21 protein-coding genes are annotated in these 25,513 nt (G+C 69.8%); 16 read left to right on the top strand and 5 right to left on the bottom strand.

Going from position 1 to position 25,513, the window contains the following annotated elements; all coding sequences use genetic code 11:
* Positions 1–3: 3 nt before the first annotated feature.
* The 3 genes from MTS1_RS01470 to MTS1_RS01460 all read left to right on the top strand — a co-directional run bounded on the left by MTS1_RS01470 (position 4) and on the right by MTS1_RS01460 (position 4,570).
* Positions 4–1,563, top strand: a complete 1,560-nt coding sequence (locus MTS1_RS01470) for an amino acid permease (RefSeq protein WP_023950761.1) — start codon at positions 4–6, stop codon at positions 1,561–1,563.
* A gap of 68 nt (positions 1,564–1,631) precedes the next feature.
* The gene (locus tag MTS1_RS01465) at positions 1,632–2,246 is read left to right on the top strand and encodes a ComEA family DNA-binding protein (RefSeq protein ID WP_023950759.1); all 615 of its coding nucleotides are present in this window, start codon (positions 1,632–1,634) and stop codon (positions 2,244–2,246) included.
* The gene (locus MTS1_RS01460) at positions 2,243–4,570 is read left to right on the top strand and encodes a ComEC/Rec2 family competence protein (RefSeq protein ID WP_023950758.1); all 2,328 of its coding nucleotides are present in this window, start codon (positions 2,243–2,245) and stop codon (positions 4,568–4,570) included. Before MTS1_RS01465 ends, MTS1_RS01460 begins: the two co-directional genes overlap by 4 nt.
* 35 nt (positions 4,571–4,605) lie before the next feature.
* Here the strand turns inward: MTS1_RS01460 and MTS1_RS01455 are convergent, their stop codons facing one another.
* On the bottom strand, positions 4,606–5,175 hold the full coding sequence (locus tag MTS1_RS01455) for a TetR/AcrR family transcriptional regulator (RefSeq protein ID WP_023950757.1): 570 nt from the start codon (positions 5,173–5,175) through the stop codon (positions 4,606–4,608).
* 92 nt (positions 5,176–5,267) lie between these two features.
* Between MTS1_RS01455 and MTS1_RS01450 the strand changes: the two genes are divergently transcribed.
* Both MTS1_RS01450 and holA read left to right on the top strand, forming a co-directional pair.
* Positions 5,268–6,383: a zinc-binding alcohol dehydrogenase family protein gene (locus tag MTS1_RS01450; RefSeq protein WP_023950756.1), complete on the top strand. Its 1,116-nt coding sequence runs from the start codon at positions 5,268–5,270 to the stop codon at positions 6,381–6,383.
* 42 nt (positions 6,384–6,425) lie between these two features.
* Entirely contained in the window at positions 6,426–7,466 is a 1,041-nt protein-coding gene (gene holA / locus MTS1_RS01445; protein WP_023950755.1) for a DNA polymerase III subunit delta, read from the top strand.
* A gap of 61 nt (positions 7,467–7,527) precedes the next feature.
* Here the strand turns inward: holA and rpsT are convergent, their stop codons facing one another.
* The 3 genes from rpsT to MTS1_RS01430 form a co-directional block, all read right to left on the bottom strand.
* Positions 7,528–7,788 carry a 30S ribosomal protein S20 gene (rpsT, locus tag MTS1_RS01440; RefSeq protein ID WP_023950754.1) on the bottom strand — a complete coding sequence of 87 codons (261 nt, stop codon included), beginning with the start codon at positions 7,786–7,788 and terminating at the stop codon, positions 7,528–7,530.
* Between the two features lie 116 nt (positions 7,789–7,904).
* Positions 7,905–8,642: an alpha/beta fold hydrolase gene (locus MTS1_RS01435; RefSeq protein WP_023950752.1), complete on the bottom strand. Its 738-nt coding sequence runs from the start codon at positions 8,640–8,642 to the stop codon at positions 7,905–7,907.
* Between the two features lie 117 nt (positions 8,643–8,759).
* A complete protein-coding gene (locus tag MTS1_RS01430; RefSeq protein WP_023950750.1) occupies positions 8,760–13,580 on the bottom strand; it encodes an ExeM/NucH family extracellular endonuclease in 4,821 nt (1,606 codons plus the stop codon).
* A 324-nt stretch (positions 13,581–13,904) separates the two neighbouring features.
* Between MTS1_RS01430 and lepA the strand changes: the two genes are divergently transcribed.
* The 11 genes from lepA to era all read left to right on the top strand — a co-directional run bounded on the left by lepA (position 13,905) and on the right by era (position 24,833).
* Positions 13,905–15,755 carry a translation elongation factor 4 gene (lepA, locus tag MTS1_RS01425; protein WP_023950748.1) on the top strand — a complete coding sequence of 617 codons (1,851 nt, stop codon included), beginning with the start codon at positions 13,905–13,907 and terminating at the stop codon, positions 15,753–15,755.
* A 26-nt stretch (positions 15,756–15,781) separates the two neighbouring features.
* Complete coding sequence (locus MTS1_RS01420; protein ID WP_023950746.1) at positions 15,782–16,441, top strand: DUF1990 family protein; 660 nt, start codon at positions 15,782–15,784, stop codon at positions 16,439–16,441.
* On the top strand, positions 16,441–17,658 hold the full coding sequence (gene hemW / locus MTS1_RS01415) for a radical SAM family heme chaperone HemW (protein WP_023950744.1): 1,218 nt from the start codon (positions 16,441–16,443) through the stop codon (positions 17,656–17,658). Before MTS1_RS01420 ends, hemW begins: the two co-directional genes overlap by 1 nt.
* 80 nt (positions 17,659–17,738) lie before the next feature.
* Positions 17,739–18,776: a heat-inducible transcriptional repressor HrcA gene (gene hrcA / locus MTS1_RS01410; RefSeq protein WP_023950742.1), complete on the top strand. Its 1,038-nt coding sequence runs from the start codon at positions 17,739–17,741 to the stop codon at positions 18,774–18,776.
* A 40-nt stretch (positions 18,777–18,816) separates the two neighbouring features.
* Entirely contained in the window at positions 18,817–19,938 is a 1,122-nt protein-coding gene (dnaJ, locus tag MTS1_RS01405) for a molecular chaperone DnaJ (protein WP_023950740.1), read from the top strand.
* A gap of 4 nt (positions 19,939–19,942) precedes the next feature.
* Positions 19,943–20,671: a 16S rRNA (uracil(1498)-N(3))-methyltransferase gene (locus MTS1_RS01400; RefSeq protein ID WP_023950738.1), complete on the top strand. Its 729-nt coding sequence runs from the start codon at positions 19,943–19,945 to the stop codon at positions 20,669–20,671.
* Between the two features lie 48 nt (positions 20,672–20,719).
* Positions 20,720–21,067, top strand: a complete 348-nt coding sequence (locus tag MTS1_RS01395) for an HIT domain-containing protein (RefSeq protein ID WP_023950736.1) — start codon at positions 20,720–20,722, stop codon at positions 21,065–21,067.
* Between the two features lie 46 nt (positions 21,068–21,113).
* The gene (locus MTS1_RS01390; protein ID WP_233494928.1) at positions 21,114–22,151 is read left to right on the top strand and encodes a PhoH family protein; all 1,038 of its coding nucleotides are present in this window, start codon (positions 21,114–21,116) and stop codon (positions 22,149–22,151) included.
* Positions 22,148–22,612, top strand: a complete 465-nt coding sequence (gene ybeY / locus MTS1_RS01385; RefSeq protein ID WP_023950734.1) for an rRNA maturation RNase YbeY — start codon at positions 22,148–22,150, stop codon at positions 22,610–22,612. The genes MTS1_RS01390 and ybeY overlap by 4 nt, the downstream gene beginning before the upstream one ends.
* Positions 22,609–23,937 (top strand): hemolysin family protein, encoded by a 1,329-nt coding sequence (locus MTS1_RS01380; protein WP_023950733.1) that lies wholly within the window; start codon positions 22,609–22,611, stop codon positions 23,935–23,937. Before ybeY ends, MTS1_RS01380 begins: the two co-directional genes overlap by 4 nt.
* Positions 23,934–24,833 carry a GTPase Era gene (gene era / locus MTS1_RS01375; RefSeq protein WP_023950732.1) on the top strand — a complete coding sequence of 300 codons (900 nt, stop codon included), beginning with the start codon at positions 23,934–23,936 and terminating at the stop codon, positions 24,831–24,833. The genes MTS1_RS01380 and era overlap by 4 nt, the downstream gene beginning before the upstream one ends.
* On the opposite strand, the gene MTS1_RS01370 is transcribed toward era, so the two are convergent.
* Positions 24,830–25,432, bottom strand: coding sequence for a hypothetical protein (locus tag MTS1_RS01370; RefSeq protein ID WP_036304579.1), 603 nt, complete (start codon positions 25,430–25,432; stop codon positions 24,830–24,832). The genes era and MTS1_RS01370 overlap by 4 nt on opposite strands.
* Positions 25,433–25,513 lie beyond the last annotated feature (81 nt).

Genomic DNA, 25,513 nt, shown 5'->3' with positions numbered 1-25,513 from the left:
GTCATGTCCACGTCTCAGCCATCCTCCCGCACGACGCCGAACCATCCCCTCGCGCCTCGGTCGAGCGTCACGACCTACCTCGGTGTCGGCCAACTCGCGCTGCTGACGCTCGTGGTCGTCGCCAGTCTTCGCTCGCTGCCGGCGATGGCGGTCTTCGGCCTCGGCAGCGTGACCCTGTACATCCTCCCGGCGATCTTCTTCCTGATCCCGACAGCACTGGTCGCGGCAGAGCTCGCAACGGGCTGGAAAGGTGGCATCTACGTCTGGATCCGTGAAGCGATGGGCAACCGCTGGGGCTTCACCGCCGTCTGGCTCCAATGGATCCAGAACGTCGTGTGGTACCCCACGCAGCTGGCGTTCATCGCGGCCGCGCTCGCGTTCGTCTTCCTCGATCCGTCACTGTCGAGCTCGGGCTTCTTCACGGCAGTGGTGATCCTCGTGCTGTACTGGGGCTCGACGCTGGTGACGCTCCGCGGCGGGAATCTCTTCGCAAAACTGGGCTCCTGGGGCGGCATCCTCGGCACGCTGCTCCCGGCGGCCATCCTCATCATCTTCGGAGCGATCTGGGTCTTCGGCGGCGAGAAGAGCCAGGTGCCGCTCACGCCCGACGCGGTGATCCCGCCGTTCACCGGCATCGCATCGATCGTGCTGATCGTGTCGAACTTCCTCGCCTATGCCGGCATGGAGGTCAACGCGGTCCACGTGAATCAGATGAAAGACCCCGGCCGCGGCTTCCCGCGTTCGATCCTCATCTCGTCGATCCTGATCCTGCTGGTGTTCATCCTGCCGACCCTCGCCATATCGGTTGCGGTGCCGCAGGAGGAGCTCGGGCTGACGAATGGCATCATGCTCGCGTTCCAGGAGTACTTCCAGCACTGGGGCGTGGGGCAGTGGGCGACGGCCGCGATGTCGGCGCTCATCGCGGCGGGCGCGCTCGCCTCGGTGATCACCTGGATCGCGGGCCCGTCCAAGGGCGTGCTCGCAGCAGCGGAGACCGGGCTGCTCCCGCCGCTGCTGCAGAAGAAGAACAAGGCCGGCGTGCAGTCGGGCATCCTCATGCTGCAGGGCACGATCGTCACGATCCTGGCGGCGATCTTCATCATCGTTCCCAACGTGAGCGCGGCATTCGTGGCACTGATCGACATGGCCGCGGCGCTCTACCTGATCATGTACATGATGATGTTCGCCGCTGCGCTCGTGCTCCGACGGACGCAGCCGGGCGTGAAGCGCACGTATCGGGTACCGGCCATGGGGCTGGTCGCCGGTGTCGGGTTCCTCGCGAGCCTCGCCGCGTTCGTGTTCTCGTTCATCCCGCCGTCGGGGTTCAGCGCCTTCTCTCCGGCGCTGTATCCCTGGATCGTCGGGCTGGTGATCATCGTCCTCGGGGCTCCGCCGCTCATCTTCTACGCCGTGCGCAAGCCGTCGTGGGACATGCGCACCGCGGAGGACAAGAGCGTTCCGGTCACCCATGAGGCGGATCCACCCGCCGGAGTGGATTCGGGATCTGTGCCGACAAGTCGACGGCGCCCGGACGAGTCGCCGGGCTCTCCCCATACGGGGTGACGCGCAGGTTGTTCCGCAGCGGCGACGGGGAAGGGAACGGTCGGGAGCATCCCGCCTAGCCTGACGGCGTGACTGCTCCCGACCCCGCTCCGGCCCGGCGCCGCTGGAGCGTCGGGGCGCTGATCGTCCTCGTCCTCGCAGCGGCGGCGGTCACCGTCGCGATCGGCATGATCCGCTCTCTCGCGGCGCCGGCGTCGGTGGTGACCCCGGCCGTGAGCCCGACGGTCGAGGCTCACGGCGACACCGGCACCGCCGCCGTCTACGTCCACGTCCACGGCGCCGTCGTGAGCCCCGGGTTGTATCGCCTCGAAGCCGACGCGCGCGTGATCGACGCCGTCGCCGCGGCGGGCGGTTTCAGCGACACCGCTGATCCGGCTGGAGTGAACCTCGCGCGCACCGTCACCGACGGCGAGCAGCTCTTCGTCCCCGAGCCCGGTCAAGCGCCGCCCGAATCGGCAGACGGTGGGTCGTCCGGCGGGGCCGGTGCAGACGGCCTCGTCGATCTCAATACCGCGGATGCCGCTGCGCTCGACACCCTCCCACGGGTCGGCCCTGCGCTCGCCGAGAGGATCATCGCCTGGCGCGAAGAGAACGGGCGATTCACGAGCGTCGAAGACCTGCTGGCGGTGTCGGGGATCGGCGAGAAGATGCTCGAGTCACTGCGGGACCGGGTGCGCGTGTGAGCGGCCGCATCCGCCGTCGCGACCTCCGCTTGCTGCCCGTCGCGGTCGGTGTCTGGGTCGCCGCACTCGTGACGACGAACGATCCCGACGTCGCGGGAATCCTGGCGGCCGCGCTCTGGACGGCCGCGACGGGGATGCTGGCGGTGACGATCCTCCGTCGCCGGTTCTGCGACGGCTCACGCCCACGGCGGACCGGCATCGCCATCGCCACCGTCACGCTCGCCTTCGCGGCGGCTGCCGTGTCGCACACCGCGATGAGCGTGCCCGACCGAGATCGGGTCCTCGCGTTGCCCCTCACCGGCGGGCGGGTGGTGGCCATCGAGGCCGATGTCACGGGAAAGATCGAGAGCTCTGCGACGGGCTGGCGTTTCGATGCCGTGGCTACCAGCGTCCGCGCCGGCGGCGACGTCACCGCGACCCGGGTGCCAGTGGTCGTCCGCACAGCCGAGCGTTCCGTCGGTCTCGATCTGGGTGCCACCGTCTTGCTCACCGGCTCCGCCGCGCCCGCCCGGTCGGGGGAGCGGGCGGTCCTCATCATCACGGCGAGCGATCCGCCGGAGGTCGTCGCGCAGCCGCGGGGTCCTCTCGCACTGGCTTCCACGCTCCGGACGGCGCTGCTCACACAGGCTTCTTCGCTGCCGCAGCCGGGCGCGGGCCTCGTCGCATGCCTCGCGGTCGGAGACACGGCCGGGGTCACTGCCGAGCTCGATGCGCAGATGAAGACGGCGTCGCTTTCGCATCTGACCGCGGTCTCCGGGGCGAACTGCGCGCTCGTCGTCGGAATAGCGTTCCTCGGCGCCGGGATGCTGGGGCTGCGCCGTCCGTGGCGCGTCACGATCGGGCTCGCGACGCTCTCGGGCTTCGTGATCCTCGTCTCACCAGAGCCGAGCGTCGTGCGGGCGGCCGCCATGGCCGCTATAGCGATGCTCGCAGCGTTGCTCGGGCGCGCTGGTGCGGGGGCGTCCGTTCTGTGCCTCGCGATCGTCATCTGCCTGATCGCCGATCCCTGGCTCGCAGGCAGCATCGGGTTCGCGCTGTCGTCGGCCGCGACCGCAGCGTTGATCCTGTTCGCCGGCCCCGTGAGCGACTCGCTACGACGTTTCATGCCGCGCCCCCTCGCGCTCGCCATCGCCGTACCCGCCGCCGCGCAGCTCGCGTGCACTCCGATCCTGGTGATGATCGATCCGCGACTGCCGGTGTACGCCGTGCTCGCCAACGCGTTGACCGCGCCCGCGGCACCGCTGGCGACCATCGCCGGGCTCGCGGCGTGCCTGAGCGTCGGGGCGCCGCTGTTGGCGAACGGCCTGACCGCGATCGCCTGGGTCCCGTGCGCCTGGATCGCAGCCACCGCACAGGCGGTCGACGCCGTCCCCGGCAACTCGATCGCCTGGGTCCCCGACGCGCCGGGTGTCGTGCTCGCGGCGGCCCTCTGCACCGCCCTGCTGCTGGCTGTGCTTCCCGGCACCCCTCGCCGGGTTCGTCGCGCCTCGACGGCGCTCGTCGCTCTCGCCGTGGGCGGGGTGGTCGGCTCGGGCCTCGTGACGGGACCGCTCGAGCGGGCGCGAACCCCCGATGACTGGGCGATCGCTGTCTGCGACGTGGGCCAGGGTGACGGGGTTCTCCTGCGCTCGAGCGACGCTGTCGCGCTCGTCGACACCGGCCCCGACCCCGAGGCACTCGGTGCGTGTCTGAACCGGTTCGGGGTCAGCCGCATCGATCTCCTCGTTCTCACCCACTTCGACCTCGACCACGTCGGCGGCACCGACGCGGTCATCGGGCGCGTCGGCACCGTCCTCCACGGCCCGGTCACGGACTCGCAGGAGGATCAGCTGCTCGCGCGACTCGCCGCAGCCGGAGCGTCGGTCCGCACGGGTTCCGCCGGCATGGCGGGGGCGCTGGGCGGCGCGGACTGGGAAGTACTGTGGCCGCGCAGGAGCGCGAGCGGGTTCGCGCCCGGCAACGATTCGAGCGTCGTGATCGATGTCCGCGGCGGCGGGATTCCTGCCGTCCTGCTTCTCGGCGATCTCTCGGAGACGCCCCAGCTGACCCTCGGCGCCGCGCTGCGGTCGACATACGACGTCGTCAAGGTGTCGCACCATGGCAGCGCAGACCAAGCCGAGTCGCTGTACCGCCGGCTCGGCGCACGTGTCGCGCTGATCGGGGTGGGGAAGAATTCCTACGGCCATCCGCGCGAAGAGACCATCGCCCTCCTGCGCTCGCTCGGGCACGAGATCGTCCGCACCGACGAAACCGGAGCAGCAGCACTCACCGCGACCGATGGCGGCATCCGGGTGTGGCGCCAGCGCGTCCCGCCACCGGGATGAAACGCGGATTCCGTCCGCATCGCCCGGGCCAGCGGCTACTCGGGCGGGGCGACAAGCTGGGCCAGACGCGCGTACGAGTCGGTGATGATCGCGGTCAGCGTCGCGGTGCAGTCCTCGGCGGTCCACAGCTCGAGCGCGGTGTCGAAGAGCCCCACGACTGTCTGGGAGACGAGCAGAGCGTCGATGTGATCGGCACCGCGCCGCCGGAGCCCGTCGCGGATCGCCTGCGCCAGAACCGCGGACTTCGATCGCTCGCGCTCGATGAGATGCGCATCGGTCGCGATGATCGATCGGCGCTCGCGGATCGCGTCGCGCCAGGCCTCGAGCTCAGGCATGACGGCGAGCAACCCATGCATGGCCAGTGCCATCGGGTCGAGCCCGTCGGGCGCGGCGGCGAGCAGGTCGGCAACGACATCCGGAAACTCGCGCTCACGGAGGAACAGCACGTCGCGCTTGTCGGGGAAGTGACGGAAGAACGTCCGCGTGGTCAGACCCGCCCGTTCCGCGATCTGCGGCGCCGTGGTGGCCGCATACCCCTGCGACCGGAACAGCTCGATGGCGGCTTGTTCCAGGCGCAGTGCGGCGTCGGGGGCCCAGCGTGGCATGGGGCGAGCCTACCCGATGACATTGTGTGTCATCATTAGCGGACGCATTGATGACACCCAATGTCATCACCTCTCGGAACGGAGCCCGCCCCATGTCATCGAACGCCGCCGCTTGGCTCCCGTCTCCGCGAGCCGATCTCGTCGTCGGGCCCGCCGCGCTGCACGAGCCGGGCCCGGGCGAGATCCTCATCCGCGGCCGGGCGGTCGCGGTGAACCCGCTCGATGACGTCAAGCAATGGACCGGCGATCTGATGTACCGCTGGCTGGGCTATCCCGCGGTGCTCGGAGAGGATGTCGCGGGCGAGGTAGCCGCCGTGGGGGAGGGCGTGACGCGCTTCGCGGTGGGCGACCGCGTCGCCGCCTACGCGGTCGGGATGGAGCGCGGCCGACGCCATGAGGCGGAGGGCGCGTTCCAGCTCTACGTCGTCGTGCGAGAAGATCTCGCGACGCCGTTGCCCGACGGTCTTTCGTTCGAGCAGGCCGCGGTGCTGCCGCTCGCCGTCTCGACGGCGGCCACGGCACTCTTCCAGGACGATCAGCTCGCACTCCGCACCCCGACCGCTGACGCAGCACCGACGCGGGAGACCCTGGTCGTGTGGGGCGGCTCGACGAGCGTGGGGAGCAACGCGATCCAGCTGGCGGTCGCGGCGGGCTATCGCGTCATCACCACCGCCTCACCGCATAACGAGTCCCGAATGCGCGAGCTCGGCGCGGAGCTCGTCGTGGACTATCGCGAGCCCGGAGCCGTCGCAGCCATCGTCTCCGGCGTCGGAGGCCGCCCCCTCGCCGGCGTGGTCGCGATCGGGGCGGGCTCGGGCGATGCCGCGGTGAGGATCGCAGCCACGGCCGGTACCCGTCGCGTCGCTCTCCTGAGCCCGCCGGTCGCCTTCACGACGCTTCCCCGCCGCGGTGGCCCGAGCATCGCGTTCCTGCGGACGATGACGACGATCGGGCTGTCCCAGCTCGCGACGCAGGCTCGGGCTCGCCGCCACGGCATCAACGCCAGGTTCGTGTGGGGGAGCTCTCTCATGACCAGCAGCGTCGGACCCATGCTGTGGGAGCAGTATCTGCCCGGGGCGCTCGCCGAGGGCCGGCATGTCTGCGCCCCGGCGGCCGAAATCGTTGGGGAAGGCCTGGAGAGCATTCAACACGCGCTGAATCTGCTTCACGCAGGCGTCTCCGCCCGAAAGCTCGTCGTCCGCCTGTAGCGACCACTATTCGGGGTCGGTGGTCCCGATTAGGCTGGGAGCATGCCGCCGAGTCCCCGACGTCCTGCCGCCCGCGGTGCCGCGAAATCGGCCATCCGGCAGCTGTCGTGGCGCGCGCCGGAACCGGCGCCGATCGTGCTCGTGGCAGGCCCCGAAGAGGTGTGCGCGGAGCGCGCCATCGCCGGACTCCGCGACTATCTGAAGACCGAGGACCCGAGCCTCGAGGTCTCCGACATCCGCGCCGACGACTACGCCGCAGGCGCCCTTCTCGGGATGGCGTCACCCTCGCTCTTCGGCGAACCTCGGCTCGTGCGAGTGGCGGGCGTCGAGAAGTGCTCCGATGCCTTCCTCACGGAGGCGCTCGCGTATCTCGAGAATCCGCAGGAGGGCGCCACGATCGTCCTGCGGCACACGGGTGCGAGTGTCCGGGGCAAGAAGCTGCTCGAGGCCATCCGTTCGGGCATCGGGGGCGGGGTCGAGATCTCAGTTCCCGCGATCAAGCGCGACTCCGACCGTTTCGACTTCGCGGCGGGGGAGTTCAAGGCTGCGGGCAAGCGGATCGCTCCGTCGGCGCTCCGGAGCCTCGTCTCCGCTTTCGCCGACGACCTGACCGAGCTCGCGGCCGCCTGTCAGCAGCTCATCTCGGACGTGCCCGGTGACATCGGCGACCAGGTCGTCGAGAGGTACTACGGGGGCCGGGTCGAGATAACAGCCTTCGCCGTCGCGGATACCGCGATCGCCGGTCGCTACGGCGAGGCGCTCATCACGCTGCGGCACGCTCTGGCCAGCGGGGCCGATCCCGTGCCGCTCGTCGCCGCGATCGCCTCGAAGCTGCGCACCATGGCGCGCGTCGTCGGCACGCGCGAGCCGTCTGCCGCGCTCGCTGCCCGGCTCGGCATGAAGGACTGGCAGGTCGACCGAGCCAAGCGCGACCTCGTCGGATGGACCGAGTCGGCCCTCGCGACCGCGATCCAGGCGGCCGCCCGCGCGGATGCCGAGGTCAAGGGTGCCTCGCGCGACCCCGTCTTCGCCGTCGAGCGGCTCGTCACCGTCATCGCGACACGGTCACCCTACGGGTCCTGACCGCTCAGCGACAAAGCGAAAGGCCCGCCCCACACGGGGACGGGCCTTCAACAGCGGCGGCTCAGAGAGCGGCGACCTGCTTCGCGATAGCCGACTTGCGGTTCGCAGCCTGGTTCTCGTGGATGACGCCCTTGCTCACGGCCTTGTCAAGCTTCTTCGAAGCCTTGGCCAGCGCCTTCTCGGCAGCAGCCTTGTCGCCGGCGGCGATGGCCTCGCGGGTGCGACGCACCTCGGTCTTCAGCGCGCTCTTGACGGCCTTGTTGCGCTCGCGCGCCTTCTCGTTGGTCTTGTTGCGCTTGATCTGCGACTTGATGTTCGCCACGTTCGACGTATCTTTCGTTCGGAGTTTTCGGTGGATGTGCCGGGCGACAGTAGAGGGATGCCGCACGGCGGTCGTGTGAGGGAGGAACCCACACGGCAAGCCGACTTGAGAGTCTATCAGGTCGCGTCGCGAGAGCCGGTATTCGCGAGGGTCGCGAGGGCGAGATCGATGACCGCGTTGAACACGCGCGGACGCATGGCCGTGACGAGGTGACTGGTGCGAGGGACGACGATCAACTCCGCCTCGGGCGCCAGCTTCGCGAACAGCCGTTCATTGACGCGCAACTGGTCGTACTGGCCGTTGACGAACCAGGTCGGCACATCGATTCGTCGGATCGCCGCGAGCAGGTCGAGCACCGACAGGCTCGCCAGCGCGACGTCCTGAGCGTCGTATGCGTATCCGCCGGCGCCGAAGTCCGGCCGGGTCTCGACGGGAAGCGTGCGGTCGAGAACCCAGTCGGTGATCCGCTGGCCGCGGCCGGGCAAGCGATCGAACCCGAGGGCGAGCGCTCGATATACCGCGAGGCCGAATCCACGGGGGATCGCGGTGCAGGATGCGGCGATGAACGCGGACACCGGGGGACGTTCCTCACGGCCGACGTAAGCGGTGCTCAGCAGCCCACCCATCGAGTGGCCCACCAGCAGGACGGGGCCGCGCTCGGCGGCATCCCGAACCGCATCGTCGATCGTCGCGAACGCGCCGTCGAGGGTGAAGGTCTCGGCCATGCGCGTGCCGTGGCCGGGCAGGTCGAGCGCGGTGACGGGGATGCCGCGATCCTGAAGATGGGCCACCTGAGCGCGCCACATCGTGGCCGAGGTCCGGATCCCGTGCACGAGCACCACCTGCGCGGTCATGCTCCCACCCTACGGACCCGACTCGTGCGCCGCTGGAGCAGCTCGGCGCGCACATGAACGAGTGAGGGCGACCGGTGAGCCCGGCCGCCCTCACGTCGTATCAGCGTGCCCGCGAACTCATCGCTCCGAGGCGGCACCCCGTCGCCGTGTCACCGCGGTGACGCCGCCCGCGACGAGGAGCATCGCTCCTGCGAGCAGAACGCCCAGCGGCGTCTCCGCGCCGGTCACCGCGAGCTGCCCGGAGCGCACGACGGTGATCGCGAACTCCAGCGGCTCCTCGCCGGCCGTGGAGATCCGCAGCGTGTGCGCTCCCACCGCGAAGTCCCCGGGAATGGACACCCGGAAGGACGTCACACCGGAGCTGTCGGCGGCCGGGATGCCGCGTACCTCGATCGGCTCGCTGAACAGGGTCGCGCCGATCCGCTGGCCGGGCTCGAGGCCCGAGACCCGCACATCGATGAACCCGCCCTGCTCCACCCGGGTCGTGGAGAGCTCGACCTGCGCCCACGCCGCCGCGCCCGGGTCGGTACCCGGCTCGGTGCCCGGCTCGCCGATCCGGACCGGGATCATGACCGTCGTCTCCGTGGCATCCGTCGTCAGGACGAGCTCGGCGACGCCGTCCGGGAGGTCGGCCGGAAGCGGCACCGACACGACCGCGCTTCCTCCCGCGACCGGTGCGGTCGCGATGACCTCGCCGCCGAGAGACACATCCACCGCGCCGTTCTGGGGTGCACCGAGGCTCGTCATGTCGAGGTTCGACACGGTCAGCTCGAGTGTCGAGCCCGCGGCCGCGGTCTCGGGGACGCCCTGGACACGCACGGCGTGCTTCGTGAACGAGGGCGCGACGGGCTGCTTCGCGCCGAGGTACTCGATCCAGGCCTCGTGGTCGAGGAACCCGGTGTCGACGTAGTCGGTGCCCGCGGCGAAGGCGCGGAAGTTGTCTCCCGAGCCGGACGCGAGGAACGAGAGCGTGCCGATGCGGTACTCGGCGTCGAGGTCGAGCGGCTGCCCGTCGACCGTGACCGAGGTGATCCGGCTGCCCTCCGGGCGGGTGTCGTCGAACGTGTAGGTCACGTTGTCGGACAGGCCCAGCTGCAGGTAGGGACGCGACGGCACGTTGCCGTCCTTGTCGCGCTGCCACTGCTGCTCGAGAACGCGCACGAAGTCGGCTCCCGTCAGGGTCACGAGGGCCATCGTGTTGTTGAACGGCAGCACGGCGTACGCCTGCCCCCAGGTGATCGTGCCGTCCGACACGCCCGCGACCGCGTTGGCGCCGAATTCGGCCTGCGTGTCGAACAGGTCGGCCCGGAGACCGCCCGAGTTGGTCACGCCGATCTGCGCGCCGTTCGGCAGGTTGGCGAGGTTCGATCGGATCGACTCCGCGACGAGGTTTCCGAGCGAGGACTCCGACGCTCGATCGTCGCGCTTGCCGCCGGCGTAGGCGCCGTCGGCGTACGACCCGCCCGAGTACGCGCTGGTGATGTCGGCGGAGATCGTCGCGACCGGCGTGTTGCCGATCTCAGCGAAGTCCGCGAGCGCCTGCCGGACGATCTCGTCGACCTCGGCCACGCGCGGGTACGTCGCGATCAGGTCGGCGGCGGGGGTCTCGGTCTGTCCGACGTTCTCCTGCGTGTGCGAGAGGACCTGGCCGCTCGTGGGATCGACAGAAAGGACGACCTTGCCGACGAACTCGCCGTACGAGCCGGTCTGGACGATCGGACGAGTCCGGTCCGTTCCCGGGATCGGCGCCGACCACGCGTAGAGCTTGTGCGTGTGACCGGTGTAGATCGCGTCCACCTCGGGGGAGGTCTCGTTGACGATGCGGGCGAACACCGCACTGTCGGCGACGGCCTCATCGAGGCTGGCGTCCGAGGCGCTGTCGGCCGCGCCCTCGTGATAGAGCGCGACGATGACGTCGGCCTGGTCGCCGGAGCCGTCGGTGAGGTCGGCTGCGACGCGGTTGACCGCTTCGACAGGGTCGCCGAAGTCGAGACCGGCGATGCCCGCGCCGCTCACCAGCGACGCGGTCTCCTCCGTCACGACGCCGATGACGCCGATCGTGAGGCCCTGCGACTCGACGAGCTCGTACTCGTCGAACTGCGGGTCGGTCGTGCCGGCGGCGTAGACGTTCGCCCCGAGGTGCGAGAAGTCGGCGCGCGGGATGACGCGGTCGCGCAGGTCGGCGAAGCCGCGATCGAACTCGTGGTTGCCCACGGCGCTCGCCCGCAGATCGAGAGCGTTCAGGACGTCGATCGTCGGCTCGTCCTGCGCCAGGGAGGACGCCGGGAGGGAAGCCCCGATGTTGTCGCCGGCCGACAGCAGCACAGCGTCGGGTGCGGCGGCACGCAGTTCCTCGATCGTTCCGGCGAAACCGACGGTTCCCGGAACCTCGGGCTGGGCCTCCACCGTGCCCTCGGCGGGCTTGGCCGGCGTGACGCCGGTGATGCGCCCGTGGAAGTCGTTGATTCCGAGCAGCGTCAGATCGATCGGCTCGGCCGGAGCCGACGCCTCCGCCGAGAGCCCGACCTTCACCGGATCGTGGTCGGAAGAGCGGTAGGGGCCGTCGTCGTAGAACAGGGCGCCATGGTTGTTGTAGCGGCTGTACTCGAACGAGAGCGGCTCACCGGAGTTGATGTTCCAGATGTCGCCGCCGGTCGCGCGCTCGCGCGCGGCACCGTTCATCAGGATGTGATCGAGCGAGCCGGCGAGCCCCGAGAACGAGTAACTCGACTTCTCGATGCCGAGGGCAACTTCGGCCGACTCATAGCCGGCGCCGCGCAGCACCTCGATGGGGTCTTCGTAGGTGTAGGAATTGAAGTCACCGACGAGGAACACGGCGTCAGTGTCACCCTGGATGCTCGGCACCCACTCGGCCAGCGCCGTCGCCTGGCGCACTCGCGACTCGTTCGACCGGCCCTGACCGTTCGGGTCCTCCTCATCACCCGGCCACGGCCCAGCCGATCCCTTCGACTTGAAGTGGTTGACGACGAAAAGGAAAGCCTCGCCGCCGTTCACCGGAACGAAGGTCTGTGCGATCGGCTCGCGAGCGTTTCCGAAGGCCTGTCCGTCGGCCGATAGCGTGCCCAGAGCGCGAGCATCGCCGACGCGCTCGACGAGCGCAGGCTGGTAGATGATCGCGTTGGTGATGACGTCCCGGAGGGATGCCGCGGGCAGCTCGGTCGACGAGGGAACATAGGCCCATTTGCCCGGCTCCGACGCCGCGTTCAACGCCGCGACCAGCGAAGCCGTCGCTTCATCGGCGGTCTCGCCGAGCGCGGCGGAGTCCTCGATCTCCATCAGACCCACCACAGAGGCGTCCAGGGCGTTGATCGCGGCGACGATCTTCGCCTGCTGACGCTCGAGGTCATCGGCGTCCCATGCTCCGCGCTGATCGCAGCCGCCCTGCACGTTCACGCCCTCACCGGTGCGATCCGTGTAGGCGGCGCAGTCGCTGTCGTCGACCCCCAGCGTCGTGAAGTAGTTCAGAACGTTGAACGATGCCACGCTGAGATCGCCGCCGACCGCTGCCGGAGCAGCAGGGCGATCGATGGAGAACAGGACCTGGTCGCCTGCGCCCGTGGCGTCGCCGACGCGGAACTGCGTCGGGTTGAGCTTCCAGGTGTTGTTGCGGTAATCCAGGACATATGCGCCGCTCAGGGTCGCGCTGCCACCCACCACGGGCGGCTCATCGAGCGACAGGTACGCGGGGATCAGGTCGCCGTTCAGCAGTCGGCCGGTGTCGCGGTTGCGCTCCGCGAAATTGATGGAGCCACCGTCGTCGAGCACGACTCCACGCGCGAGGTTGTCGGCCGCGACCGCCGCGGCCTCGGCCGATCCCGGGCGGGCGGCATCCGTCGGCTGGCGCAGCGGCGAGCCGCCGGTCGCCAGACCCACCTCGCCGTACTGGCCGGTGGTGTAGGTGTTGCTGATGGTGAACGGCTCGTCGACCTCGACGAGCATCGACTCGAGCGCCTCGCGCGCAGCGACGGCACGCGGCCATTCCGCGAGAGTCACCGGCACGGGAGCCACGGCCTCCGTATCGAGCCGCTCCGCGGAGCCGGGAGAGACAGCGAGTTGCGTGAGCCCGTTGAACTCGCCCGCCACACCCGTGACCCGCACGTTGTCGCCGAGTGCGACCTCGTCAGCCACCTGGGCCGTGCGCGTGTATACGAAGACGGCGTCGGAGGAGGCACGCTCCGGGTCGTAGGCTCCGCCGCTGCCGGCGGTTTGAATGACGTAGCCGTTGTAGCCCCCCGTGGCGTAGTGGGCGGTGACGACACCCTCAGTCGTCACGGTGGCGCCCGCGAGCGGGGTGGTGTCGCCAGGGCCCTGGATCTCGCCGATCGAGACCACGGCGGGCTCTTCAGGCTGCTCGGGGGTCGTGCCGGCCTTGCCCTGGGGCGTCGGCGCTCCGGCAGCGAAGTCGGTCCGGTTGTCGGCGGTGTTTCCGGCGACGTCGTCACGGGCGATGCTCGTCGCGTTGGTCGTCGCCGGTGCCGCGCCGGAACCGGCGAAATCAGTGGCGTTGCCCCACCCGACGTAGTCGACGACCGTGTCGTTCTGCGCGAGGCCCGATCCGCCGCTGAGCGCGGCTGTCGAGTTCACGAGCGCGACCTTGCCCTGCGTGCCGCTCATCGGGATGGATCCCTCGATGTCGGCCGTGAAGCCCGTCAGCCCCGCGTCGCCTCCGACGGCCTGGCCGATCAGCAGGTGCCCGCCGGGCTCGATGGTGGCTCCCGCCAGAGTGGTCACCTGCCAGTTGGAGCCCGTGCTCGACGCGTACTGGACGCTCCAGCCGTCGAGCGAGACGGCGGCATCCGAGGTGTTGCGCAGTTCGATGAAGTCGCGGTTCAGCGGTGCGCCGTTGTTGCCACCACCGCCGTAGACCTCGTTGATCACGACGGGCGCGCCGGCGCTGACCGCGGCACTCGCGGGCATCGCTGCCCACCCCACACCTCCCGTCACAATCGCGAGGGCGGCGCTGGAGGCCACCCATCTGTGCCAGGGTCGTCGCGCGGGCGCGACAGGGGCTGCTGTGATCACGGTGCTCTCCCGGGGCGGACCGGGCGCGGGGGATATCGCGCAACCACCGGCCGCCGCAATGAGCATTCGACGTCACCGATGTGTTCGGCAAGTAGCGGAATGGTTAATTGTTTATCACCGGACCGAGTGCTGGCGTGTCCGAGCTTCGACCTCGTATTCTCCCGCGCGCGTGGGTCGGCGGCAGTGCCCTCGCGCCGCCCCGGGTAGACTTCCCGGGACATGTCTCCGCGCGCACTCCAGCCGCTCGCGCCTGCCGCAACGCCGCCCGAGCTCATCCGCAACTTCTGCATCATCGCCCACATCGACCACGGCAAGTCGACGCTGGCCGACCGGATGCTGCAGATCACCGGCGTCGTCGCCGACCGCGACATGCGCGCCCAGTACCTCGACCGCATGGACATCGAGCGCGAGCGCGGCATCACGATCAAGAGCCAGGCGGTGCGGATGCCGTGGTCGAAAGACTCCGGCACGTTCGCGCTGAACATGATCGACACGCCCGGGCACGTCGACTTCACCTACGAGGTCAGCCGCTCTCTCGCCGCGTGCGAAGGAGCCATCCTGCTCGTCGACGCCGCACAGGGCATCGAGGCGCAGACCCTCGCCAACCTCTATCTCGCCCTCGAGAACGACCTGCAGATCATCCCCGTCCTCAACAAGATCGACCTGCCGGCGGCGGACCCCGAGAAGTACGCGGCCGAGCTCGCGAACCTGATCGGCGGCGACCCCGAAGACGTGCTCCGCGTCAGCGGCAAGACCGGGATGGGCGTCGAGGATCTGCTGGATCGCATCGTCGACCGCATCCCCGCACCCGTCGGCGACCCCGAGGCGCCGGCGCGCGCGATGATCTTCGACTCGGTCTACGACGCCTACCGCGGCGTCGTCACCTACGTCCGCATGGTCGACGGCAAGCTCGAACCGCGCGAGCGCATCCAGATGATGTCCACGCGCGCGACGCACGAGCTGCTCGAGATCGGCGTGTCGAGCCCCGAGCCGATCCCGACGAAGGGGCTCGGCGTCGGGGAGGTCGGCTACCTGATCACCGGCGTGAAGGACGTCCGCCAGTCCAAGGTCGGCGACACCATCACCAACCACCGGAAGCCGGCATCCGAGGCGCTCCCCGGATACACCGACCCCAAGCCGATGGTGTTCTCGGGCATCTACCCGATCGACGGCAGCGACTACGGCGACCTCCGCGAGGCCCTCGACAAGCTCAAGCTGTCGGACGCGTCGCTCCAGTACGAGCCGGAGACCTCGGTCGCGCTCGGTTTCGGATTCCGCTGCGGCTTCCTCGGGCTGCTTCACCTCGAGATCATCACCGAGCGCCTGTCGCGCGAGTTCGGTCTCGACCTCATCACGACGGCACCGTCGGTGACCTACGAGGTCGCGACCGACACGGGTGAGACCGTCGTGGTGACCAACCCGAGCGAATACCCCGACGGCCGCGTCGCCGAGGTGTCCGAGCCGGTCGTGAAGGTCGGCATCCTCGCCCCGAAGGACTACGTGGGCACGGTCATGGAGCTCTGCCAGTCGCGTCGCGGCACGCTCCTCGGCATGGACTACCTGAGCGAGGACCGCGTCGAGCTGCGCTACAACATGCCGCTGGGCGAGATCGTCTTCGACTTCTTCGACCACCTCAAGTCGCGCACGCAGGGCTACGCGAGCCTCGACTACGAGCCCGCCGGATCGCAGACCGCCGACCTGGTGAAGGTCGACATCCTCCTCCAGGGCGAGAAGGTCGATGCGTTCAGCTCGATCGTGCACCGCGAGAAGGCCTACGCCTACGGCACGATGATGACCGAGCGCCTGCGCAAACTCATCCCGCGCCAGCAGTTCGAAGTGCCGATCCAGGCCGCCATCGGCGCGCGCATCATCGCCCGCGAGAACATCCGGGCGATCCGCAAGGACGTCCTCGCCAAGTGCTACGGCGGTGACATCACGCGTAAGCGCAAGCTCCTCGAGAAGCAGAAAGAGGGCAAGAAGCGCATGAAGATGGTCGGTCGCGTCGAGGTTCCGCAGGAGGCCTTCATCGCCGCTCTGTCGGGTGACGTCGAGGGCAAGGACAAGAAGTAGCCCTTCCGGGAGCAACGAGGAGACCCATGCATCAGCGACGCGGGACCTTCCGAGACGAGACCGTCGACTACGCGGCGGTCGGTGCCACGCGCGCCCACGACCTCATGGCGTATCCGCCGGAGCACAGCATCCCGGCCGAAGACGCCTGGCGGATCGGCAGCGGGCAGGCACGCTTCGACACCGCCGCCGACCTTCTCATGTCGTGGGCCGCGCTCCGCGGGGCGGGTCTGCGCGTGGCCGACGTGCGGCCCGCCTCGGGACCGATGTACACCGGCGTTGCATTCGACGATCAGGGCAACGCCGTCGCTCCCAGCAGCATGGAGCACGAGCAGCGCTTCGCCGCGGACGGCACCCCGTACGTCGGAGCCGGAACCACGCTCCAGGTCCACGGCCGGGTCGCGGGCCAGAGCGCGGATGCCGAACTGCGCGTGATCTTCGTCGACGAAGAGCCGCGCCGGGTGGCGTTCGCCCTCGGAACCGTCGGCGGTTCCGTCGTCAGCGGCGAGGAGTCGTTCCTCCTGGAGTGGCGCGACAACGACGAGGTCTGGTTCGTCGTGCGAGCGTTCGACCGCCCGACCGCCTTGGCCTACCGCATGCTGAAGGGGCTCGTCCGCCGTCGGCGCCGGCTGCTTTTCCAGGGATATCTCCGCGCGATCTCGCCGCTGTACGCGACGCCCGGCGCCTGATGGGGGCGGCACTGCCGATCGGTGATCCGGTGCCGGCTGGCGGCACCCTGCCGGACGACCTCGTCATCGACCCCGACGTGCCCTTCGGGGTCTACCTGCACGTCCCCTTCTGCCGGGTCCGGTGCGGATACTGCGACTTCAACACCTACACGGCCACCGAGCTGCGGGGCGCGCGGCAGGACGCGTACGCCGACGAGGTGCTGCGCGAGATCGCGCTGTCGGCGTCCGTGATCGACGAGCGCGGCCCCCGCCGTCCGGCGCAGACGGTGTTCTTCGGCGGCGGCACCCCCACGCTGCTTCCCGCCGGCGACCTCGCGCGGATGCTGCGGGGAGTACGTGACACCTTCGGCATCGCCGCCGGGGCGGAGGTCACCGTCGAGGCCAACCCGGACACGATGAGCGCGCGGGTCGCCGACGAGTTGGCCGCGGCCGGTGTGACGCGCCTGTCGATCGGCATGCAGTCCGCCGTACCGCACGTGCTGGCCGCGCTCGATCGCACGCATGACCCCGCGAACGTGTCCACCGCTGTCGCCGCCGCGCGGGGAGCCGGACTCGACGTCTCGGTCGACCTGATCTACGGTGCGCCGGGGGAGAGCCTCGACGACTGGCGGCGCTCGGTCGACACCGCGGTAGCGCTCGAGCCCGACCATGTGTCCGCCTACGCGCTGATCATCGAGGAGGGCACCCGTCTCGAGCGGCAGATCCGCCGCGGCGAGGTGGCCGCGCCCGACGACGACCTGCAGGCCGACATGTACGAACTGGCCGATGACCGACTCGCCGTCGCCGGCTTCTCCTGGTACGAGGTCTCGAACTGGGCCCGGTCGGCCGACCAGCGCTCGCGCCACAATCTCGCCTACTGGCGGGGAACCGACTGGTGGGGATACGGACCGGGCGCCCACAGCCACCTCGCGGGCCTGCGATGGTGGAACGTCAAGCACCCGGCCGCATACGCCCAGCGTCTTGCAGCAGGCGATTCACCCGCGGCCGGACGCGAGCGCCCCGATGCCGATGCCCGTCGTCTGGAGTCCGTGCTCCTGCGTTCGCGGATCGTCGACGGACTCGCGATCGACGATCTGGACGCCGACGCACGCCCGTCCGTGGCCTCCCTCATCGCCGACGGTCTCATCGAAGGCGCCGCAGCCGTACGCGGTCGCGTCGTCCTCACCCGGCGCGGACGCCTCATGGCCGATGCGGTCGTGCGCGCGCTCACGGAGTGATCGCGAGGAGACGCCCTGCGTCGCCCACGCGGTAGAATTGGCACTCGCAGACATCGAGTGCCAAACAGGAGGTGACGGACATGGTCTCAGAGCGCGGACTGCAGGTGCTGCGGGCGATCGTGCAGGACTATGTCGACACCCGCGAGCCCGTGGGAAGCAAGTCGATCGTCGAACGCCACGCCTTCGGCGTCTCGGCCGCGACGATCCGCAACGACATGGCGCTCCTCGAGGACGAGGAGCTCATCGCAGCGCCCCACACGTCATCCGGACGCGTCCCGACCGACAAGGGATACCGCGTCTTCGTCGATCACCTGGCGGGGCTGCGTCCTCTGAGCGCGGCCCAGCGCGCGGCGATCACGACCTTCCTCGACGGCCCGACCGACCTCGACGACCTTCTCGTCCGCACGGTGCGCGCTCTCACTCAGCTGACCGGCCAGGTCGCGATGGTGCAGTATCCGTCGTTCGCCCGCGCCCAGGTGTCGCACCTCGAGCTGGTCGACCTCGGCGGCGGACGTCTCGTCGTCATCGTCGTGACCGATACCGGCCGCGTCTCGCAGCGCGTGGGAGTCGTGCGGACCGTGCTCGATGAAGGGCAGTTCGCCGTGGCCAAGGCGACGCTGCGCGCGGCCGTCACCGGCGCGGCCGTTCGCGATGCGGTCACCGCCGTCTCGGCGCTCGCGGAGGGTGACTCGGTCGGCGATCCGATCGGCGACGCGGTGCGGGAGATCGCTCGGATCCTCGTCGAAGAGCTCGAGACGTTCCGCCAGGACCGGCTCGTGATGGCTGGAACGGCCACCCTCGCCCGCCGCGAGGCCGACTTCCGCGGAAGCATCTACCCGCTCCTCGAGGCCATCGAGGAGCAGGTGACTCTGCTCCGGCTCATGGGCGAGATGGTCGCCGACGACCGTGGCGTCGCAGCCCGTATCGGCCGCGAGAACGAGCCGTACGGGCTGTCCGAGGCGTCGGTCGTCACGAGCGACTACGACGTCCCGGGCTCGCGCGCCCGGGTCGGGCTCATGGGCCCCACCCGTATGGACTACCCGACGAACCTCGCGACGGTCCGCGCCGTCGCGCATTACCTCAGCCGGCTCCTCGACGAAGACGAGAAGTCCCGCTGACCCCCACCCACCCACGCCCCTCCGGGCGGAAAGGCGATCCGTGGCTGACCACTACGAGGTCCTGGGCGTCGCGCGCGACGCGTCGCCCGACGAGATCAAGAAGGCGTACCGACGCCTGGCACGAGAACTGCACCCCGACGTGAACCCGGGCGAGGATGCGTCCGAGCGGTTCAAGCTCGTCACACACGCTTACGACGTCCTCAGCGACCCCGAACAGCGTCAGCGCTACGACATGGGCGGCGACTCCGCCGGGGGCTTCGGCGGAGCCGCGGGCTTCGGCGGATTCAGCGACATCTTCGAGACCTTCTTCGGCGGCGGCGCCGGAGGCGGTGGTCGTGCCGGGCGCCCGCGCTCCCGACGCGAACGCGGGCAGGACGCCCTCGTCCGGGTCACGCTCGAGCTGGGCGACGTCGTGTTCGGCGTGCATCGCGACATCGAGGTCGACACCGCGGTGCTCTGCGACACGTGCCAGGGCTCGTGCTGTCAGCCCGGAACGCAGGCGGTGACCTGCGACGTCTGCCACGGCGCGGGCAACGTGCAGCGCACCGTGCGCAGCCTCCTGGGCAACGTCGTGACGTCGCAGCCCTGCAACGTCTGCCAGGGCTACGGCACGACGATCCCGTACCCGTGCACGACCTGCCAGGGGCAGGGACGCGTCCGGGCTCGCCGGACCGTCTCGCTCGACATCCCCGCCGGCGTCGAGACGGGACTGCGCCTGCAGCTTCCCGGATCCGGCGAGGTCGGCCCGGCCGGCGGCCCCAACGGCGACCTCTACCTCGAGGTCACGGTCGCTCCGCACGACGTGTTCAGCCGCGAGGGCGACGACCTGCTCGCCACGCTCGAGGTGTCGATGCCCGACGCCGTCCTGGGCGCCACGACGACGATCGATTCGCTCGACGGTCCCGTCGATCTCGAGCTGCGTCCGGGCGTCCAGTCCGGCGATGTCCTCACCATCAAGGGTCGCGGGATCACCCCGCTTCGCGGCTCGACGCGCGGAGACCTGCGTGTCGGCGTCCACGTCGTCACCCCGACGCGCCTCGACGCGAAGGAACGGGCGCTCATCGAGGAGCTGAAGAAGCGTACGAAGTCTCCGGCTCCGCAGCTCGCCGAGTTCCACCAGGGTCTCTTCGCCAAGCTCCGCGATCGCTTCCGGAACAGCTGACCCCATGGCTCTGCACTTCCTCGTCGACCCGCCCCTCATCGCACGGCCGGGCGAGTCCGTCGAGCTCACCGGCGCCGAAGCACACCACGCGGCGGGCGTGCGACGCGTGCGGGTCGGTGAGGCGGTGACCGTCGGCGACGGCGCGGGAGCCTGGCTGGAGGGAAGCGTCACGGCGGCCGACCCCAAGCTGGTGCGCATCGACGTGATCTCTCGCGTCGAGCACCCCGCGCCCGCACGGCGTGTGACGCTGATCCAGGCGCTCGCAAAGGGCGATCGCGACGAGCTCGCGGTACAGGCCTGCACCGAGCTGGGTGTCGATGCGATCATCCCCTGGCAGGCTGGTCGAAGCGTCTCGCGGTGGAACGGGCCGAAGGTCGAGCGCGGTGTGCAGCGATGGGCGACCATCGCGCGCGAGGCGGCGAAGCAGGCGCATCGCGCCTGGCTGCCCGTCGTCGCAGCCCCCGTGTCGACCTCCGACATCGCGGCGCGGTGCGGTTCCGAGCGGGTGCTGGTGCTCGAGCCGACGGCGACGCGGCGACTGAGCGATGTCGAGCTGAGCGACGGCGACGTGTCTCTCGTCGTCGGTCCGGAGGGTGGGATCGCAGCCGATGAGCTCGACGCGCTCGTCGCCGCCGGTGCACTCACGGTGCGCTTGGGCGACACGGTCCTGCGGACCTCCACGGCCGGTCCCGCCGCGCTCGGCGTCGTCAACGTCGCCCTCGGGCGCTGGTGACGCCGAGCCGTCCGTCCCGTCGCCGGGCCCCGTCGATAGACTGAACGCATGAGCGAACCGTCTGTCTTCACGCGCATCCTCCGCGGCGAGATCCCCTCCGAGATCATCGCGGAGACAGAGAACGCGTTCGCCATCCGCGACATCGCACCGCAGGCGCCCGTCCACCTCCTCGTGATCCCCAAGACCGAGCGCTACCGCACGGTCGTCGAGCTCGCCGCAGGCGATCCCGACCTCCTCAGCGAACTCGTGGGGCTCGCCAACGCCGTCGCCGCCGAACACTCCGACGGCGACTTCCGACTGATCTTCAACACCGGCCCCGGAGCGGGACAGACCGTGTTCCACGTTCACGCCCACGTCCTCGCCGGTGGCCTCTCCGAAGGGAGCCTCGGTGGCTGATGCTTCCGAACCCGCCGTCGCGACGATCCTCGCCGACGGTGTCGCCATGGTCCAGCTGCTCGGACCCCAAGACCGTCTCCTGCGCGTCGTCGAGCGGGAGCACCCCGACGTCGACGTCCTGGTTCGCGGCAACGAGATCACCCTCACCGGAACGGCGGATGCCGTCGCCGCGGCCCGATCGCTCGTCGACGAGCTGATCGCCATGGCTCGCGCCGGGCAGGGGCTCGACCCGAGCGATGTCACGACGTCCAGCCGCATCCTCCAGCGCCGGAGCGGCGATGAGGGGCCCCGTCCTTCCGAGGTGCTGGGCGAGGCGATTCTGTCCTCGCGCGGCAAGGTCATCCGCCCCAAGACCCTCGGTCAGAAGGCCTACGTCGACGCGATCGACGAGAACACGATCGTCTTCGGCATCGGTCCGGCCGGAACCGGAAAGACGTACCTCGCGATGGCCAAGGCGGTGCAGGCCCTGCAGCGCAAGGAGGTCAATCGCATCATCCTGACGCGTCCCGCCGTCGAAGCGGGCGAGCGCCTGGGGTTCCTTCCCGGCACCCTCACCGACAAGATCGATCCCTACCTGCGGCCGCTCTACGACGCCCTCAACGAGATGCTCGATCCCGAGCTGGTCCCCAAGCTCATGGCCACGGGCACGATCGAGGTCGCCCCGCTGGCGTACATGCGCGGACGCACCCTGAACGACTCGTTCGTGGTGCTCGACGAGGCCCAGAACACCACCCCCGAGCAGATGAAGATGTTCCTCACGCGTCTCGGGTTCGGTACGCGCATGGTCGTCACCGGCGACATCACGCAGGTGGACCTTCCTCAGGGAACATCGGGGCTCCGAACCGTGACGCGTGTTCTGAAGAACATCGACGACATCCACTTCGCGACCCTCACGAGCGACGACGTCGTTCGACACACGCTCGTCGGCCGCATCGTCGACGCGTACAGCGAGTACGACGAGCAGCGTCTCGCCGCCCGCCGTGAGCGCGACGAGGCGAGTGAGTTCGCCAACCGGGCCGAGCGGCGCACCGCGACACGGCCCGCCGGTCCGCGCGACCGACTCCCGAAACGAGGACGCTCATGACCATCGAGATCACCAACGAATCCGGCGTCTCCGTCGACGAGACCGTGCTGCTGCGGCTGACCGAGCACAACCTCGCGCAGCTGAACGTCAGCCCGGACGCCGACCTCGCCATCCTCCTCGTCGACGAGGGCGCCATGGAGTCTCTGCACGTGCAGTGGATGGACGAGCCCGGACCCACCGACGTGCTGAGCTTCCCCATGGACGAGCTGCGCCCGGGGACCGAGGACGCACCCACCCCGCCGGGACTCCTCGGCGACATCGTGCTGTGCCCGCAGGTCGCCGAGGCGCAGGCGCAGGCCGCGCGTCACACCACACTCGACGAGCTCATCCTCCTGACGACGCACGGACTGCTGCATCTGCTGGGATTCGACCACGCCGAGCCGGAAGAGGAGCGCGAGATGTTCGGACTTCAGCGCGAGCTGATCTCGGCCTTCCACGCGAGCGAGCGCCGCCGCGCGTGACCGTCTTCCTCCTCGTCCTCGGCGCGGTGTTCCTCGTCGCGCTCGGGGGCTTGATGGCCGCTCTCGACGCCGCGCTGGGTGTCACCTCACGGGCGGACCTCGCTGACTGGGCCGAGTCGAGCCGACGACAGCAGGCCCTCCGCCGCATCGCCGACGACACCACGGCCCACGCCAACGCCGTCGTGTTCATCCGCATCCTCGCCGAGTCGACCGCAGCGGTCTTCGTCACCGCCGCGCTGACGCTGGCGCTCGAGAACCTGTGGTGGGCGATCCTCGTCGCCGCCCTCCTCATGACGGCAGTGTCGTTCGTCCTGGTCGGTGCGAGTCCGCGATCGGTCGGCCGTCAGCACGCACGGGGCCTCCTCATGGCGTGCGCCCCGATCGTGCGCGGCGCACGGATCGTGCTCGGCCCCCTCGCGCATCTCCTGGTGATCGTGGGCAATCGCGTGACGCCGGGGGTAGCCCGCGGCACGTCTTTCGCCTCGGAGGAACAGCTCTTGAGCATGGTCGACGAAGCGGTGTCGCAGGACCTCATCGAAGCCGATGATCGCGACCTCATCCACTCGGTATTCGACTTCACCGACACACTCGTGCGTGCCGTGATGGTGCCTCGCACCGACATGGTTACGGTGCCGCAGACGGCGACGACCCACGAAGCGCTCGCGCTCTTCCTCGAGCGTGGCGTGTCGCGGGTCCCCGTCACCGACGACGAGCGCGATGACATCGTGGGGGTCGTCTACCTCAAGGACCTCGTGCAGTTCTCCTACGGCGAGGCCACCGGGTGGCGCGATGTTCCCGTCGGCAGAGTCGCTCGCCCCGCGGTCTTCGTCCCGGAGTCGATGCGGGCCGAATCGCTGCTGCAGCAGATGAAGCGGGATGCCGTCCACGTGTGCCTCGTGGTCGACGAATACGGCGGCGTCGCCGGTCTCATCACCCTCGAGGACCTCATCGAAGAGCTCGTGGGTGAGATCGCCGACGAATACGACCGTGGCGCAGCCGAGGTCGTCGAGCTCGAGCCCGGCCGCTACCGCGTGAGCGCGCGCCTGGGCCTGGATGAGGTCGGCGAGCTGTTCGGCATCGAGCTCGACGACGACGACGTCGACTCCGTCGGCGGGCTGCTGGGAAAGACGCTCGGGCGGGTGCCGATGCCGGGCGCGACCGTGACCGTCGACGGGATCACCATCACCGGCGGCGTGTCGCGCGGACGCGGGCGGGGCCTCGCGACCGTCTTCGTCGAACGCGCCCCCGCCGACGAGACGGACGACACGACGCCCCCGCGGACCGGAGAGGTCCGCGTGGCACGAAGAGGAGACGACAGCAGATGACCGCAGCAGAGACCCGGTCGGGGTTCGTGACCTTCGTCGGACGCCCCAACGTCGGGAAGTCCACGCTGACGAACGCACTGGTGGGGGAGAAGGTCGCGATCACGAGCGACAAGCCCCAGACGACGCGGCGCGCGATCCGCGGCATCCTGAACCGGCCCGGTGGGCAGCTCGTCATCGTCGACACGCCCGGTATCCACAAGCCCCGGACCCTTCTCGGTCAGCGCCTGAACGACCTCGTCGAGCAGGTGCTCGGTGACGTCGATGTCATCGGCTTCCTCGTACCCGCCGTCGACAAGGTCGGGCCCGGCGACCGCCGTATCGCCGCCTCGCTCGACGGGTACCCGCGCGCCAAGAAGGTCGCCATCGTGACCAAGACCGATCTGGCCTCCCGTGACGAGATCATGGAGCGCCTCATGGAGGTCGACAGCCTCCGCGAGGACTGGGCCGCGGTCATCCCGCTCTCCGCCGTCACCGAGGACCAGCTCGACGTGCTCGCCGACGAGCTGCTCGGGCTGATGCCCGAAGGGCCGGCGCTGTACCCCGACGACGTGGTGACGGATGAGTCGACGGAAGACCGCATCGCCGAGATCATCCGCGAAGCCGCGCTCGAAGGCGTCCGCGACGAGCTGCCCCACTCGATCGCCGTCACGATCGAGGATGTGGCGCCGCGCGAGGGCTCCGACCTGACCGACGTGTACGCCAACATCGTCGTCGAACGCGACAGCCAGAAGGCGATCATCATCGGTCGCAAGGGGTCGCGGCTCGCGGATGTCGGCGCGCGTGCGCGCGCGCAGATCGAACCCCTCGTGGGAACGCGGGTCTTCCTCTCGCTGCGCGTCCGCGTCGCGAAGGAGTGGCAGCGCGACCCGAAGCAGCTCGGACGTCTCGGGTTCTAACCGATCTCGCGCATCGCCGACTGGATCACGACGACGTCCGCGCCGAACTCGGCGTCGGCGGCGTCCTGCAGGGTGCCGTCGTCCCAGATGACCGTGACCCAGAGTCGGCCGTCGTACGCCCCGGAGGCGAGCACGGAGTCACCGAGGGTGTCGTGCACCCTCTGCTCGACGTCTCGCAGCGTCGCGTCGTCCGCGGCGCCGGGCACACCGCCCGTCGGATCGGGAAGCGGCATGGGGTCGTACAGCGCCAGCGGAACCGCCGAAGCGGTCACCGTGAGCGACGATCCGTCGTAACGTCCCTGGACGGCGTAGGCGCCCCACGTCGCGCCAGACATCGTGGTCGCGTCGGTCACCGACGCCCAGTCCCACCCCTCGAGCGGGATCCCGGAGCACTGCGGCGGTGCCGACTCCGCGACCGCTCCGAGACAGAGCTCGGCGCCGGCGCCATCGTCGAGGACCGTCCCCTGAGCGACGACCTCGCTGCTCGGGGGCGCCGGGTCGAGCGAGGTCGGGCCAGCCGCGGGCGTCGAGGCGCAGCCCGCCGTCAGGGCGATCGCACACATCAGGAGGGCGGACGAGCCCGCGCGCGCAGTTCTCATATCCCCACAGTGTCGCGCACGACGCCTTCGTCTCAGGCGAGGCACGCCCGTGTGCGCGCCGGCGGCGAGCGGGTGTAACCT

The organism is Microbacterium sp. TS-1 (assembly GCF_000509385.1).
GTDB classification, from domain to species: Bacteria; Actinomycetota; Actinomycetes; order Actinomycetales; family Microbacteriaceae; genus Microbacterium; species Microbacterium arborescens.
This window is presented reverse-complemented; position numbering and strand designations above follow the sequence as displayed.

Bases quoted from the DNA above. Each gene is read 5' to 3' on its own strand.
- MTS1_RS01470 (WP_023950761.1), top strand. From the start codon at position 4: ATGTCCACGTCTCAGCCATCCTCCCGCACGACGCCGAACCATCCCCTC.
- MTS1_RS01455 (WP_023950757.1), bottom strand. From the start codon at position 5,175: ATGCCACGCTGGGCCCCCGACGCCGCACTGCGCCTGGAACAAGCCGCC.
- MTS1_RS01450 (WP_023950756.1), top strand. From the start codon at position 5,268: ATGTCATCGAACGCCGCCGCTTGGCTCCCGTCTCCGCGAGCCGATCTC.
- holA (WP_023950755.1), top strand. From the start codon at position 6,426: ATGCCGCCGAGTCCCCGACGTCCTGCCGCCCGCGGTGCCGCGAAATCG.
- MTS1_RS01435 (WP_023950752.1), bottom strand. From the start codon at position 8,642: ATGACCGCGCAGGTGGTGCTCGTGCACGGGATCCGGACCTCGGCCACG.
- MTS1_RS01430 (WP_023950750.1), bottom strand. From the start codon at position 13,580: ATGCCCGCGAGTGCCGCGGTCAGCGCCGGCGCGCCCGTCGTGATCAAC.
- lepA (WP_023950748.1), top strand. From the start codon at position 13,905: ATGTCTCCGCGCGCACTCCAGCCGCTCGCGCCTGCCGCAACGCCGCCC.
- MTS1_RS01420 (WP_023950746.1), top strand. From the start codon at position 15,782: ATGCATCAGCGACGCGGGACCTTCCGAGACGAGACCGTCGACTACGCG.
- hemW (WP_023950744.1), top strand. From the start codon at position 16,441: ATGGGGGCGGCACTGCCGATCGGTGATCCGGTGCCGGCTGGCGGCACC.
- hrcA (WP_023950742.1), top strand. From the start codon at position 17,739: ATGGTCTCAGAGCGCGGACTGCAGGTGCTGCGGGCGATCGTGCAGGAC.
- MTS1_RS01400 (WP_023950738.1), top strand. From the start codon at position 19,943: ATGGCTCTGCACTTCCTCGTCGACCCGCCCCTCATCGCACGGCCGGGC.
- MTS1_RS01395 (WP_023950736.1), top strand. From the start codon at position 20,720: ATGAGCGAACCGTCTGTCTTCACGCGCATCCTCCGCGGCGAGATCCCC.
- MTS1_RS01390 (WP_233494928.1), top strand. From the start codon at position 21,114: ATGGTCCAGCTGCTCGGACCCCAAGACCGTCTCCTGCGCGTCGTCGAG.
- ybeY (WP_023950734.1), top strand. From the start codon at position 22,148: ATGACCATCGAGATCACCAACGAATCCGGCGTCTCCGTCGACGAGACC.
- era (WP_023950732.1), top strand. From the start codon at position 23,934: ATGACCGCAGCAGAGACCCGGTCGGGGTTCGTGACCTTCGTCGGACGC.
- MTS1_RS01370 (WP_036304579.1), bottom strand. From the start codon at position 25,432: ATGAGAACTGCGCGCGCGGGCTCGTCCGCCCTCCTGATGTGTGCGATC.